The sequence below is a fragment of the Streptosporangium amethystogenes subsp. fukuiense genome, from assembly GCF_042665875.1.
Lineage (GTDB): Bacteria > Actinomycetota > Actinomycetes > Streptosporangiales > Streptosporangiaceae > Streptosporangium > Streptosporangium fukuiense.
In genome coordinates, this window is record NZ_JBHTEE010000001.1 from 9,266,774 (window position 1) to 9,279,582 (window position 12,809).

Annotated in this window: 17 protein-coding genes; 13 read left to right on the plus strand and 4 right to left on the minus strand. The window is 70.3% G+C overall.

Annotated features, from left to right (window positions below):
• Positions 1 to 87 precede the first annotated feature (87 nt).
• The 10 genes from ACFQVD_RS41135 (at position 88) to ACFQVD_RS41180 (ending at position 8,163) form a co-directional block, all read left to right on the plus strand.
• On the plus strand, positions 88 to 894 hold the full coding sequence (locus ACFQVD_RS41135; protein ID WP_343962937.1) for a ThuA domain-containing protein: 807 nt from the start codon (positions 88 to 90) through the stop codon (positions 892 to 894).
• Positions 891 to 1,886 carry a hydroxyacid dehydrogenase gene (locus tag ACFQVD_RS41140; protein ID WP_343962936.1) on the plus strand — a complete coding sequence of 332 codons (996 nt, stop codon included), beginning with the start codon at positions 891 to 893 and terminating at the stop codon, positions 1,884 to 1,886. The genes ACFQVD_RS41135 and ACFQVD_RS41140 overlap by 4 nt, the downstream gene beginning before the upstream one ends.
• Before the next feature lie 89 nt (positions 1,887 to 1,975).
• Entirely contained in the window at positions 1,976 to 2,143 is a 168-nt protein-coding gene (locus ACFQVD_RS41145) for a phosphopantetheine-binding protein (RefSeq protein WP_364148967.1), read from the plus strand.
• Between the two features lie 7 nt (positions 2,144 to 2,150).
• Entirely contained in the window at positions 2,151 to 3,359 is a 1,209-nt protein-coding gene (gene fabV, locus ACFQVD_RS41150; RefSeq protein WP_343962934.1) for an enoyl-[acyl-carrier-protein] reductase FabV, read from the plus strand.
• 168 nt (positions 3,360 to 3,527) lie between these two features.
• Positions 3,528 to 4,448 carry an NADP-dependent oxidoreductase gene (locus ACFQVD_RS41155; protein WP_343962933.1) on the plus strand — a complete coding sequence of 307 codons (921 nt, stop codon included), beginning with the start codon at positions 3,528 to 3,530 and terminating at the stop codon, positions 4,446 to 4,448.
• A gap of 289 nt (positions 4,449 to 4,737) precedes the next feature.
• Entirely contained in the window at positions 4,738 to 5,604 is an 867-nt protein-coding gene (locus tag ACFQVD_RS41160; protein WP_343962932.1) for a lytic polysaccharide monooxygenase, read from the plus strand.
• 226 nt (positions 5,605 to 5,830) lie between these two features.
• Positions 5,831 to 6,517, plus strand: a complete 687-nt coding sequence (locus ACFQVD_RS41165) for a DUF305 domain-containing protein (RefSeq protein WP_343962931.1) — start codon at positions 5,831 to 5,833, stop codon at positions 6,515 to 6,517.
• Between the two features lie 68 nt (positions 6,518 to 6,585).
• The gene (locus ACFQVD_RS41170) at positions 6,586 to 7,422 is read left to right on the plus strand and encodes a MetQ/NlpA family ABC transporter substrate-binding protein (protein ID WP_343962930.1); all 837 of its coding nucleotides are present in this window, start codon (positions 6,586 to 6,588) and stop codon (positions 7,420 to 7,422) included.
• Positions 7,423 to 7,583: 161 nt separating this feature from the next.
• Positions 7,584 to 7,850 (plus strand): DUF6458 family protein, encoded by a 267-nt coding sequence (locus ACFQVD_RS41175; protein WP_343962929.1) that lies wholly within the window; start codon positions 7,584 to 7,586, stop codon positions 7,848 to 7,850.
• Positions 7,851 to 7,935: 85 nt separating this feature from the next.
• Positions 7,936 to 8,163, plus strand: coding sequence for a DUF4235 domain-containing protein (locus ACFQVD_RS41180; protein ID WP_030913067.1), 228 nt, complete (start codon positions 7,936 to 7,938; stop codon positions 8,161 to 8,163).
• Between the two features lie 114 nt (positions 8,164 to 8,277).
• Here ACFQVD_RS41180 and ACFQVD_RS41185 read toward each other — a convergent pair whose 3' ends face one another.
• Positions 8,278 to 9,498, minus strand: coding sequence for a glycosyltransferase (locus ACFQVD_RS41185; protein WP_417801425.1), 1,221 nt, complete (start codon positions 9,496 to 9,498; stop codon positions 8,278 to 8,280).
• A 146-nt stretch (positions 9,499 to 9,644) separates the two neighbouring features.
• Between ACFQVD_RS41185 and ACFQVD_RS41190 the strand changes: the two genes are divergently transcribed.
• Positions 9,645 to 9,890 carry a BON domain-containing protein gene (locus ACFQVD_RS41190; protein ID WP_343962927.1) on the plus strand — a complete coding sequence of 82 codons (246 nt, stop codon included), beginning with the start codon at positions 9,645 to 9,647 and terminating at the stop codon, positions 9,888 to 9,890.
• Positions 9,887 to 10,600, plus strand: a complete 714-nt coding sequence (locus ACFQVD_RS41195) for a metallophosphoesterase family protein (protein WP_343962926.1) — start codon at positions 9,887 to 9,889, stop codon at positions 10,598 to 10,600. The genes ACFQVD_RS41190 and ACFQVD_RS41195 overlap by 4 nt, the downstream gene beginning before the upstream one ends.
• 283 nt (positions 10,601 to 10,883) lie before the next feature.
• Here ACFQVD_RS41195 and ACFQVD_RS41200 read toward each other — a convergent pair whose 3' ends face one another.
• Both ACFQVD_RS41200 and ACFQVD_RS41205 read right to left on the minus strand, forming a co-directional pair.
• On the minus strand, positions 10,884 to 11,033 hold the full coding sequence (locus ACFQVD_RS41200) for a GPGG-motif small membrane protein (RefSeq protein WP_165959640.1): 150 nt from the start codon (positions 11,031 to 11,033) through the stop codon (positions 10,884 to 10,886).
• A gap of 22 nt (positions 11,034 to 11,055) precedes the next feature.
• Positions 11,056 to 11,574 (minus strand): DUF6328 family protein, encoded by a 519-nt coding sequence (locus tag ACFQVD_RS41205; protein WP_343962919.1) that lies wholly within the window; start codon positions 11,572 to 11,574, stop codon positions 11,056 to 11,058.
• 66 nt (positions 11,575 to 11,640) lie between these two features.
• Here ACFQVD_RS41205 and ACFQVD_RS41210 point away from each other — a divergent pair, with 66 nt between their 5' ends.
• The gene (locus tag ACFQVD_RS41210) at positions 11,641 to 12,237 is read left to right on the plus strand and encodes a hypothetical protein (protein ID WP_343962917.1); all 597 of its coding nucleotides are present in this window, start codon (positions 11,641 to 11,643) and stop codon (positions 12,235 to 12,237) included.
• A gap of 87 nt (positions 12,238 to 12,324) precedes the next feature.
• Here the strand turns inward: ACFQVD_RS41210 and ACFQVD_RS41215 are convergent, their stop codons facing one another.
• Entirely contained in the window at positions 12,325 to 12,696 is a 372-nt protein-coding gene (locus ACFQVD_RS41215) for a PRC-barrel domain containing protein (RefSeq protein ID WP_343962915.1), read from the minus strand.
• Positions 12,697 to 12,809: the final 113 nt, after the last annotated feature.

A 12,809-nucleotide genomic window follows, 5' to 3' on the forward strand; every position in this document is an offset into this window, starting at 1 on the left:
AAGCGTGCCGTCGCCCTCGGAAGACCCTGTAGGTGCGGGCGTACGGCACCGTCCGGGGCTACTCCCCGTGGGGGACGAAGGTCTACGGTGCGTAATGTCATCGCGGTCATCACCGCACTGCTCGTCGTCACGATCGGATTGGGGGCGCCGGCCATGGCAGCGGACCCGGCCTACAAGGTGCTCGTCTTCTCCAAGACCGCGGGATTCCGGCACGACGCCATCCCCGCGGGCGTCACCGCGCTGCGCGAGCTGGCGGCCGAGAACGGTTTCACCGTCGACGCCACCGAGGACGCCGCCGTCTTCGGCACGGCGGACCTGGCCGGATACCGGGCGGTGGTCTTCCTGCTGACCAGCGGCGACGTGCTGAACACCGCGCAGCGGACGGCGTTCGAGTCCTACATCGCGGGCGGCGGCGGATACGTGGGCGTCCACTCGGCCGCCGACACCGAGTACGACTGGGCCTTCTACGGCGGCCTCGTCGGCGCCTACTTCTCCTCCCACCCGGCCATCCAGCGGGCGACCGTACGGGTGGAGGACCGCACGCACCCCTCGACGGCCCACCTGCCGGCGACCTGGGTGCGCACCGACGAGCTGTACGACTACCGCACCAACCCACGCTCCGCCGTCCACGTGCTGGCCACGCTGGACGAGTCGACCTACTCGGGCGGGTCGATGGGAGCGGACCACCCGATCGCCTGGTGCAGGCCGTACCGGGGTGGCCGGGCCTGGTACACCGGCCTCGGTCACACCATCGAGTCCTACACCGAGCCGGACTTCCGGGCGCACCTGTACGGCGGGCTCCGCTACGCGGCCGGGCTCGCCCCCACGCCGAGTCCGACGGTGTTCCCGGGGAACGCGCCGCTGTCGGCGGGGCGTCCGGTCACCGACCGATGACCACTTCCGCGGCGTTCGCCATGCAGCCCCTGCTGCTGCCCGAGCTCTTCCCCCCCGACCTGCGGCACCGGCTGTCGCTGGTGACGCGGACGGACGAGCGAGTGATCGAATCCTTCGACGGGCCGCTCGACGTGGAGATCCTGATCACCGGCTGGGGGTGTCCGAGGATCGACGCGGACGTGCTGGCCGCGGCTCCACGGCTGCGGGCGGTCGTGCACGCCGCAGGCAGCGTCAAGGGGCACCTCACCGCCGAGGTGTTCGACAGGGGCATAGCGGTCTCCTCGGCGGCCGAGGCCAACGCGCGGCCGGTGGCCGAGTTCACCCTGGCGATGCTCGTGCTGGCCGCCAAGCAGGCGATCGTCAAGGCGCGCGCGTACTCCACGCGGGGCTGGTCGGGCGACCCGCTGCCCGGAGTGGCGACGCCGAGCGAGGGCGGTGGCCTGATCGGAGCGGTGGTCGGCGTCATCGGCGCCTCCCGGGTCGGGCGGCTGGTGATGGAGCGGCTCCGCGATCACGGCGCGCACATCCTGCTCAGCGACCCGTACATCAGTCCCGCCCAGGCGGCGGACCTCGGGGCCAGGCCGGTGCCGCTCGACGATCTCTGCCGCGAGGCCGAGCTGGTCACCGTGCACGCCCCCGCGCTGCCGGAGACCCGCGGGCTGCTCGACGAGCGCCGCCTCGCGCTGCTGCGCGACGGCGCGGTGCTGGTGAACACCGCCCGGGGCTCCCTGATCGACACCGACGCCCTGGTACGGCACTGCGCCACCGGTCGCATCGGCGCCGTCCTCGACGTGACCGATCCCGAGCCGCTGCCCTTCGGGCATCCGCTGCTCGCCCTGCCGAACGTGCTGGTCACCCCGCACCTCAGCGGAGCCAGGGGCAGGGAGCTGCGCCGCCTGGGCGAGTTCGCGGTCGCGGAGGTCGAGCGGCTGGCGCGGGGCCTTCCGCTTCGCGGCGCGGTCCGGCCGGCGGACCTGGATCGGATCGCCTGACGCCCCGGCCGACATTCCCCGCGCCGAGACCGAGAAGACGACGTGCGCCACGCGACTGCGCCGATCCGGCTCTGAACCCGTGGAACGACCTGGGCATCGATAGCCTCTCGCTGCCGGAACTGATTCGACGGCTCGGAAAGCGGTTCCAGGTGACCGTCCCGGACGAGGACACCGGCCAGGCCCACACGGTCGGCGACCTCGTCAGGATCATTCAGCGTCTCGCGGGCTCCGACCCGCCCGCGGACCCGACCAGATAGGCACACGATGACGGAACGACTTATCGAACCCCGCGGGCGCGGGTTCCTGCTGTTCGACTCCCACCCCGCCGGATGCGAGAAGATCGTCGGCGACATGTGGGACCGTGTCGCTCCCGCGACCCCCGACAAGAAGGCCGAGCGTCGTCCGGTCGCCCTGATCATCGGCTCCAGCGCCGGCTACGGGATGGCGGCCACGATCGCGGGGATCCGTCGTTACGGCCTCGACGGCGTCGGCCTGTGCTTCGAGCGCCCGCCCACCGGACGTCGCACGGCCACCGCGGGTTGGTACCGCACCATCGCGACCGCCGAACTCGCGGCCAAGGCCGGCCGCGACTGGTCGTTCGTCAACGGCGACGCCTTCGCCGAGACCACCAAGGAGCAGGTACTCGACCTGCTCGCCGAACGGTTCGGCGGCATCGACTACCTGATCTACAGCGTCGCCGCACCTCGGCGCACCGACCCCGTCACCGGGCAGGCCCACCAGTCGGTGATCCAGCCGCTGGGCGAGGGCTACAGCACCAAGACCCTCGATGTCGGCGGAGACGAACCGGCGCTGAAAGAGATCTGGGTCGAACCGGGTAGCCACACCGAGCGGGCCGACACCATCAAGGTCATGGGCGGCGAGGACTGGGCCCTGTGGGTCGACGCCCTGGTCGGCCGTGGCCTGCTGCGCCAGGGGTTCACCACGGTGGCCCTGTCCTACATCGGCTCGCACCTGACCGCGCCGATCTACCGGGACGGGACCATCGGTGCGGCCAAGGCCCACCTGGAGGAGACCGCGCTCACGCTGAACGGAGATCTGGCCCAGGTCGGCGGGCGGGCCATGACATCGGTCAACGGCGCCGCCGTCACCCAGGCGTCCACCGCGATCCCCGGCATCGCCCTGTACGTCAGCCTCCTGCGGGGCGCCCTCGGCGAGGCCATGCAGTCCCCGCTTCAGCAGTCCGTCGAGCTGTGGGACCGGCTCACCGGCGCCCAGGCGCTCGGCCTCGACGACCAGGGACGCATCCGCCTGGACGGGTGGGAGCTGCACCCGCTCATTCAGGAGCAGGTGACCGAGCGGTGGGAGGCCGTCGCCCCCGACACCGTCGGCGACCTGGCCGATATCGACTGGTTCACCTCCGAGGTGCGCCGTCTGTACGGCTTCGACGTGCCCGGTGTGGACTACCACGCGCCGAGCGAGCCTGACCTGCTCTGGCCCACCCCTGCCGAGTAGCGACCGACTGGAGGAGACGTGCTCCGGTTTCCATGTTCGATCTCCGCGCGGTCGCCGTACGACGGACTGTGGTCCCCTTCACGCCGGGATCCGGAGCACATGTGTTGACCTCGATCATGCTTGAGGTTGCAGGCTGGGTGGCGGCGTACACGAGTGAAGGGGAACCCTGTGAAGGCAGCTGCTTTTTTCGAGTTCGGCGGCCCAGAGGTGCTGCGGCTGACGGAGCTTCCCACACCCGAGGCGGGCGAGGGGCAGGTAAGGGTGCGGGTCAGGGCCGCGGGGGTGCAGCCCGTCGACCTGGCCATCCGGCAGGGCCGGCCCGTGCCGTGGGTGGACGGGGAACTGCCCCGGGTGCCGGGCAACGAGTTCTCCGGGGTCGTCGACCAGGTGGGGGAGGGTGTGGCGGGGCTCGTGGACGGGATCTTCGTCGGCGCCGAGGTGCTGGGCTTCACCCTGCTCAACGCCTATGCCGAGTACGTGGTCGTGCCCGCGGGGAACGTCACGCCCAAGCCCGCGAGCATGCCCTGGGAGGTGGCGGGCGGTTTCACCGCCGGGACCCAGACGGCCCACATGGCGCTGCGGCAGCTCGGGGTGGGGGAGGGGGACACGCTCCTGGTGCACGCCGCCGCGGGCGCGGTCGGCACCGCCGCGGTCCAGCTCGGCCGGCTCTGGGGGGCCACGGTGATCGGCACCGCGCGCGAGGAGAACCACGACTACCTGCGCGAGCTCGGCGCGATCCCGGTCGCGTACGGCGAGGGCCTGCTGGAGCGGATCCGCGACCTGGCGCCCGGCGGGGTGGACATGGTGCTGGACGGCGCGGGCGGCGAGGCGTTCGACATCTCCCTGGAACTGGTGAAGGGGGAGCGCCTCCTCACCCTGGTCGAGCACGACAGGGCCGCCGAGCTGGGGGCACAGCGGACCAGGGGGGAGCGGCTGGCGTCCCGCCTGGCCGAGCTCGCCGCCCTGTACGCCGAGGGCAGGCTCGTCTTCCCGGTGCGCAGGACCTACCCGCTGGAGCGGGCCGCGGACGCGCATCGCGAGCTCGGGACCAGGCACGGCAGGGGCAAGATCGTGCTGGTCGTGGGCTGAGGCCGGGGCTTCCGGGGGGAACAGGGGCGCCTCCGGAAGCTCGGGGCCGGTACGGCAGGGGCGAGGTCGTGCCGGCCCGGGGCTCGGGGTTCCGGTGAACGGAGGCGCGGTCGGGCGGGGGCGCGGAACCCGCTCGGTGGGGCCTGGGATCGTGCCGGTCAGGGATCTGTATCCTCGTCCGACTGGCATTATGGGACGTACTCTTAGTAAGGTTTCTTGTTAATAACGTGCTATCCGTCGGCTCGTTGGACATGTCCTGCCTCCATTCCCCGACCCAGGAGGAGTCCACGTGCATCTGCGACACAAGGTGGCCACCGGTGCCGCCGCGGCGCTCAGCGTAGGGTCCCTGCTCGCGCTGCTGCCGTCCACCGCGGCGGTCGCCCACGGTTCCATGTCGAACCCGCCCAGCCGGGCCTACGTCTGCAAGACGGAGGGTCCGGAGACCCCCAAGTCCGACGCCTGTAAGGCGGCCGTCGCGGCCGGAGGCACCCAGGCCTTCTACGACTGGCACGAGGTGTCCCGGCTCGAAGCCGGCGGCAACCACCGCCAGATCATTCCCGACGGCCAGCTCTGCGGCGCCGGGCGCGACAAGTACCGGGGACTCAACCTCACCAGGGCCGACTGGCCCGCCACCCAGGTCTCCCCGGGGCCGCTGACGGTCACCTACCACGCGACCGCGCCGCACGCGAACAGCAACTTCGAGTTCTACATCACCAAGCAGAGCTGGAACCCGACCCAGCCGCTGAAGTGGTCGGACCTGGAGCACATCAGGACCTTCAACAACCAGAACCCCAGCACGTTCACCAACTGGACGATCAACCTCCCGCAGCGGAGCGGCCGCCAGCTCATCTTCTCGATCTGGCAGCGCGTCGTGGGCAGCACCGAGGCCTTCTACACCTGCTCGGACGTGAACTTCGGCGGGGGAGGCGATCCCAGTCCCACACCGACCCCGACGGTGACCCCCACGTCGACCCCGACGCCGACCCCGACCGTCACCCCGACGAGCCAGCCGGGCGGCACCTGGCAGGCGGGCACCGCCTATGCGGCGGGCGCCACGGTGACCTACGGGGGCGTGACCTACCGGTGCCTGCAGGCGCACACCGCGCTGGCGGGCTGGGAGCCGCCGAACGTGCCGGCTCTCTGGCAGCGCGTCTGACCCGTTGACGTCCGGCCGGGACGAGCCACCGTCCCGGCCGGGCGTTCCCCCCGAGGTCCCGCACCGGTTCCGCCTGCCCGACGGCGAGGGCGCCGCGCGGCACGCGCACGGCGGACCGGTCCTCGCCGCCGCACAGCACACCGAGCACCACGCCGAAACACGCGGCACCGTGCCGCGCTTCCTCCCCCGGGGTCAGAGTCCGGGGTCTCCACCCTGGAGGTATTCGATGAGACGTGCGGTCCCGGCGGTCGTCCTGGGCGTCCTGCTGCTCGCGGGCTGCGGTGCCCACAGCATCCAGGAGCTTCGGGGCGGCGCGTCCGGTCACGCGGGGCACGGCGCCGCCGCCCGGAGTGCCGGCCAGGATTCCGGCCACGACGCGCACGACGGACACGGTGCGGGTCAGGGGGTGCCCAGCCCGTCGCCCGCCCCGCCGACGGGGACCGCCGAGGGGGTCGCCTTCAACGCCCCCGACGTGATGTTCCTGCAGATGATGGTGCCGCACAACGCGCAGGTGGTGCGGCTGGTGCGGCTGGCGCGGGAGCGGCAGGTCCGCCCCGAGGTCTCCGAGCTCGCCGAGGCGATCGGCGTGACCCAGGAGCGCGAGTCCAGCACCATGTCCGGCCTGCTGGCCGCCTGGGGGCAGCCCGCGACGGCGCCGGACGACGAGCACGCCGCGCACGGCGGGATGCCCGGGGTGAGTGACGAGGAGGTGGCGGCGCTCACCGCGGCGCCCCCGGCCGAGTTCGAGAGAAGGTTCCTCGACATGCTCATCGCCCAGCAGGACGACGCCTCCCAGATGGCCAAGGTGGAGGTCGCGACCGGGCTGCACGCCAAGGTCACCGAGATGGCAAAACGCGTCGATATCTCGCGTACAGCGCAGATCGCGCAGATGCTGGCTTTGCGTGACAAGTAAGGATTTGTCCCTTTCCCCGCTTCTGTGAGATATTTCCTACCAGCTGTAAGGGGAATTAGGGGAGAATCATGCGCAAGATATTCGGGATCGTGGCCGGACTGATCCTGGCCGGGACCCTGGCCGGATGCGGGGGGACGTCCACCGACACGGCCCAACCGGCCGACGGAACGCCGAAGGCCGACGCCCCGCTCAAGGTCGGGGTCAACCCCGTACCCCACGGCGAGGTGCTCAAGTACGTCAAGGACAACCTCGCCGCCGGCGCCGGGCTGAACCTGGAGATCGTCGAGTTCACCGACTACGTCCAGCCCAACACCCAGCTCGACGAGGGCAACCTGGACGCGAACTACTTCCAGCACATCCCGTACCTGGAGGAGTTCTCCAAGGGCAAGAACATCCAGCTCAGCTGGGTCGCCCCGGTCCACATCGAGCCGCTCGGCCTGTACTCCAAGAAGATCAAGAACGTCTCCGAGCTCGCCGAGGGCGCCCAGGTGGCCGTGCCCAACGACGCGAGCAACCTCGGCCGCTCGCTCAAGCTGCTGGCCGACAACGGCCTGATCACCCTCGCCGAGGGCGTCGGCGTCAAGGCCACCGAGCGCGACGTCGCCGACAACCCCAAGAAGCTGGAGTTCAAGCCCCTTGAGGCCGCCCAGCTGCCCCGCTCCCTGGAGGACGTGGACGCCGCGATCGTCAACGGCAACTACGCCCTGGAGGCCGGGCTGCAGCCCGCGACCGACTCCCTGCTCCTGGAGAAGGGCGAGGGCAACCCGTACGCCAACGGCCTGGTCACCGTCCCCGCCAAGGTGGACGACCCCCGGATCAAGAAGCTCGCCGAGATCCTGGCCGGCGCCGAGGTCAAGAAGTTCATCGAGGACAGGTACAAGGGCGCGGTCCTGCCCGCCCAGTGACCGGCTCCGCGCCGGCGACCCACGGGCCTGACGACTTTTCCGAGGTCGTCAGGCCCGTGACGTCCGTGGGAACGCCGTGGTCGGCAGCTGTCTCCGCCGGGTGACGTTTGGGAGCCGTGTGGGGGATAGATGTGATGCGTTGGCTCGAAGGAGGAGATCCCATGACCATCGCAGGCGGCATCATTCTCATCATGCTCGGCGCCATTCTCACCTGGGCGGTCGAATTCGACATCGCCGGATTCGACATCAACATCGTCGGTGTCATCCTGATGATCGGCGGTCTCGCATGGCTCCTGTTCGCCGTGTACCGGCTCAGCATCGCCCGCCGGGCGGTGGCGGACTCGACGGCCACCACCGTGGTCGAGGACCCGGTCACCCACCGTCGCGTCTACGAGGAGCGGCACTACAACGACCCCCCGGTCGTGTGAGTTAGGTACCGGTCCGGAAGGGTAGGCGTGCCTTCCGGTCAATCGAACGGAGGGCGAGACGTTGAGCAGGGTCGTATCCCGCAGTATGAGCGCCGCGAGTGGAATGCTCGGTGGCGCGATCGCCGGAGCCGTCTTCAAGCAGGTCTGGAAGTTCGCGTCGGGCAAGGACGACGCGCCCCAGGCGACATCGGATGAGTACGGCTGGCGAGAGGTTCTCGTGGCGGCTGCCATCCAGGGAGCGATCTTCGGTGTGGTCAAGGCCGCGATCGACCGTTCCGCGGCGCGCAGTATCCACAGAGCCACCGGCAAGTGATCGACTGCCGGGCCCTTCGGGGCCCGGCGCCCGATCTCCGGCCGAAGGCCCCCGGTCCCGACGGGACCGGGGGCCTTTCTGGTTTTCCGTCCTGATTCCGGGACCGGGGAGCCGTCAGGCGACGCCCGGGTACGAGCGGGCGCCGCCCTTCCGCCATGCCGGGGCGTGGGAGGAGAGCACCCCCGCGTACACGGCGGCGGTCTGGGCGGCGATCTTGTTCCAGTCGTAGTCGGTGCGTGCCCGTACGGCGGCGGCGGCGCCGTACGCCGCCAGCAGGCCCGGCGCGGCGAGCAGCCGGCGCAGCGCGTCCCCCAGCGTGCGCGGCTCGCGAGGCGGGACCAGCAGGCCGGTGACCCCGGGGACGACGGTGTCCAGGTGCCCGCCCACCGCGGACGCCACCACCGGCACCCCGCAGGCCATGGCCTCCACCGGCACGATGCCGAACGGCTCGTACCAGGGCATGCTGACCACGGCGTGCACCGAGCGCATCAGGACCGGGACGCGCTCGCGGGCCACCTTGCCGAGGAACCTGACGCGGTCCGCCACGCCGTGCCTGACGGCCGCCCGCGAGAGCCGGCCCACCTCGGGGTCGTCCGGGTGGCCGCCGGCGACGAGCAGCCTGGCGCCGGGGACGTGGGCGAGGGCCTGGACCGTGGTGTCCACGCCCTTGCGGGGCACGGGACGGCCGATGGCGAGCAGGACGGGGCCCGGACCGAGATCGGCGCGCGGGCCCACCGGGGTGAAGGAGCGCACGTCGACGCCGCAGGGCACGACGCTCGTACGGCGGTGCGGTACGCCCATCCGGCGCAGTTCCGCCACCTCGTCGGCGCAGGTCGCGACGACCGCGTCCGCCTGGTGGGCGATCATCGCCTCGATCCCGAGACGCTCGCGCGGGCTGGTGTCCGCCGAGCCCTGGTGGCGGAGCTTGACCGTACCGAGGGCGTGGAAGGTGTGTGCGACGGGGACGTCGACCTCCCTCGCGGCGACCAGGGCCGCCAGGCCGCTCATCCAGAAGTGGCTGTGCACCATGTCGGGCGGTGCGGCGTTCCAGCGCCTGGCCAGCCACAGGCCGAAGTCCGGCATCCAGGGGAGCAGGTCGTCCTTGGACAGGGTCATGGCCGGGCCGGCCGGGACATGGACCACCGTGACCCCGGGGGCCAGGGCGACACTCTCCTGCTGGAAGGCGCACTCCCTGCGGGTGTAGACCGTCACCTCGTGCCCGCGCGTGGCGAGCGCGATGGAGAGGGCGGCGACGTGGACGTTCTGGCCTCCGGCGTCGGCTCCGCCGACGGTCGCGAGGGGGCTGGCATGCTCTGAAACCATGGCGATCTTCATAGGCACGTCTCCACCGGGTCATGCGGGGCAGGCGTGCCCGCGTCCTGGGCACAGCCGTCTCCTCTGCCCTCAGCGAGTGCTTTAAACGTGTTTGACCTTTAGCTCCCTGGGAAGGCGAGCTTTTTTGGACGGAAAGGAGTTCGACGATGGAGGCTCCGCAGTACGTCGCCGCGCGTGTGCAGCGCGCGCTCGCCGAGGACGAGAGAACCACGGAACTCGGCGTCCGGGTGGATGTCCGAAGTGATCAGCTCTACCTGCGCGGCCAGGTCACCAGCGCCGACCGCCGCGAACTGATCGCCAAGGTGGCCGGGGAGGCGGCCCCCGGCCTGGCCGTCCACAACGAGATCGATGTCGTGAGCGTGGTGGAGCCGGTGAGGGAGGAGCAACTGTGAGCGCGCTGCGGATCGCGGCGGTCGGGGACGTGCACCTGGACGAGAGTCTCAAGGGGAATTACCGCAGGCGGCTCGACGGCATCGAGGATCGGGCCGACGTGCTGCTGCTCGCCGGCGACCTGACCCGGCACGGCACCATGGAGGAGGGGGAGGTGGTGGCGGAGGAGTTCCGCGACCTGCCGATCCCGGTGGTGGCCGTGCTCGGCAACCACGACCACCACTCCGACCGGCCCGCCGAGATCGCCGCGCTGTTGCGCGGGGCCGGGATCGAGGTCCTGCACGACGACGCGACAGTGATCGACATCGACGGGGTGCGGCTCGGCGTGGCCGGGGGCAAGGGCTTCGGCGGAGGGTACGCGGGCAAGTGCGCCAGCGACTTCGGCGAGCCGGAGATCAAGGCGTTCGTCGGCCACACCAAGCGGATCGCCGATCGCTGGCGGGTGGCGCTGAAGGAGATGGAGGCCGACTACCGGATCGTGCTGTCCCACTACTCGCCGGTCAAGGACACCCTCGAAGGGGAACCGCTGGAGATCTACCCCTTCCTCGGCAGCTACCTGCTGGCCGAGGCGGTCGACGCCGAGGGGGCCGACCTGATCATCCACGGGCACGCGCACGCCGGTACGGAGAAGGGCGTCACCCCGGGCGGCATCCGGGTGCGCAACGTGGCGCTGCCGGTGCTGGGCCGGGCGTACGGGGTGTACCTCCTTTGAAACCCTCCCCGGCCTGAAGGCCGGGGAGTCTCCTGTCGCGTCGCGGTCAAGCGGCGCGCGGGGGTGGACGGGCGCCGCCCCCTCCCCCGCGCCACCGGGCGCACCGCCACGGGGGCCGTCGGCGGTGGGGGAGGGGGGACATGAAGAAGCGGGCCGGGGAGACCCGGCCCGCGAGGCTTCTTGGGAGTTCGGGGCGACTTGCGTTTCTGCGAGCGCGAAACTCGCGTCGAATAATCTAGTGGGTTGACATCGAACAGGTGTTTTCGCGAGCGCGGGGCCCGCGTCAGACATTGAAGATGCTCACACCCCCGGGGCCGACGAGGAAACCGAGGACGATGAGGACGATCCCCCAGAGGAGGTCGCGACGGGCCAGGATCACATAGATCCCGGAGATGACGAGGATAACTGCGATGATCCAAAGTAGAGTAGCCATAACCGGCCTCTGCCCTCACAATTCATGACTTAACATCCTCGTCATCGTCATCCTCTGTTCGGTACAGATCGATTATTGGCTGCACGAACCACAGCCAGGCGCTGGACAGGGCCACGACTCCGCCGAACACCGCCGCGGGCCAGGCGTTGATGACCGTCTCCGCGACCAGCGCGACCGAGCTCGTCATCGCGATCGCGAGCCCGGCGGCCCCCGCTATGCCGAGCCCGTTGGCGCGGTGCAGCATCTTCTCCTTCAGCCCGGTCCGGAACAGCAGGCGGTGCTGGGCGGCGGGGGTGATGAAGCAGACGGACGCGATGGCGGCGCTCAGCAGGGCGATGAAGAACAGCCAGTGCCCCAGGGCGTCCACCTTGTTGAAGCCCGCAGCGAACGGCAGCGTCAGCAGGAAGGCGAAAAGCACCTGCACGCCGGTGACCGCGACACGCAGGCCCTGTAGAAGCTCGCCGAGCTCGCGGTCGACGCGTTCCTTACGGCTTTCTCCGGGATGGGGGGTTTCTTTTTGCGTATGTTCGACCTGAACCATACGCTCCGTTTACCCGAGTCAAAGTCCGGCATGCCTACCGTGGAGGCTATGGGGTACGCGTGAGCCATGGGAAGCCACAGTCATGAGGTCACGGACGCAATCCTGGAAACGCTGAAGCGGGCGAGCAGCGGGCTGAAAGAGGCGGATGTCAGGTTCGCGCTCGCCGGAGGTTGCGCGGCGTACGCGCGCGGAGCCGCACCCTCGCTGCACGACGTCGACTTCGTTCTCCCTGTCGAGGACGTGCCGCTCGCGCTCGAAGCGCTGGCCAAGCTGGGCTTCGAGACGGTCAAGCCGCCGGAGGACTGGCTGGTCAAGGCATTCGACGAGGGCAGGCTGGTGGATCTGATCTTCTCGATCTGCGACCATCCGATCACCCCGGAGTTGCTGAAGCGAGCCGAGCCGATGAAGACCTCGGCGGTGATCCTGCCCGTCCTGGAGGCCACCGACCTGGTCATCTCGTGGCTGCTGCCGTTCTCCGAGCACACCTGCGACTACGGCTCGCTGCTGCCCCAGGTCCGTGCGCTGCGCGAGCAGGTCGACTGGAACCGCGTCGCCGCCGTCGTGCAGGACTCCCCGTACGCCTCCACCTTCCTCACCCTTCTCGGGCGCCTCGACGTCATCCCCGACTCCCTCGACTCCTCGGGCGACCCGACCTGGCCCTGAAACGCCGGCCGGACCTTCCGGGGCGGTATCGGAAACGAGAGGGGCCCCGCCAGATGGCGGGGCCCCTCTCGTTTCCGGCGTTCCGGATCAGACGGTGCCCGGTCCGCTCCCGAACGGGAAGCGGCCGTAGTACTCGCCGACGCGGTCCCGGTAGGCGGGCTCCTTGAAGTTGGCCTCGTCGAACTCGGGCGCGCCCTTGATCTCGTGCTTGGTGCGCGCGACGTAGACCTTCTTCTCCTGCGGGTCGATCTGGGTCACGGTGCTCGCCGGCAGGAGGACCTTCTTGCCGAAGATCCACGGGCCGGTGTCGACGACGAGGTAGCTCTCGCCGACCTCGTACGTCGCCTCGTCGACAGAGCCGATCTTCCCGTCGGTGGCCTCCACGTGGTACCCGGCGACATCGAGCGTCCTGTCCTGGCCGTACACGTCGGCGCGGTAGTTCCAGAGCTCAGGCTGCATGATCGAACATCTCCTTTGACTTGGATTCTCCGGGCTCCGGACCAAGTACCCGAGCGAGGAGCCCTAAACGGGATCCGTCCGGGCCGGCCGGTACGGAACACCGCGCGGCCCCT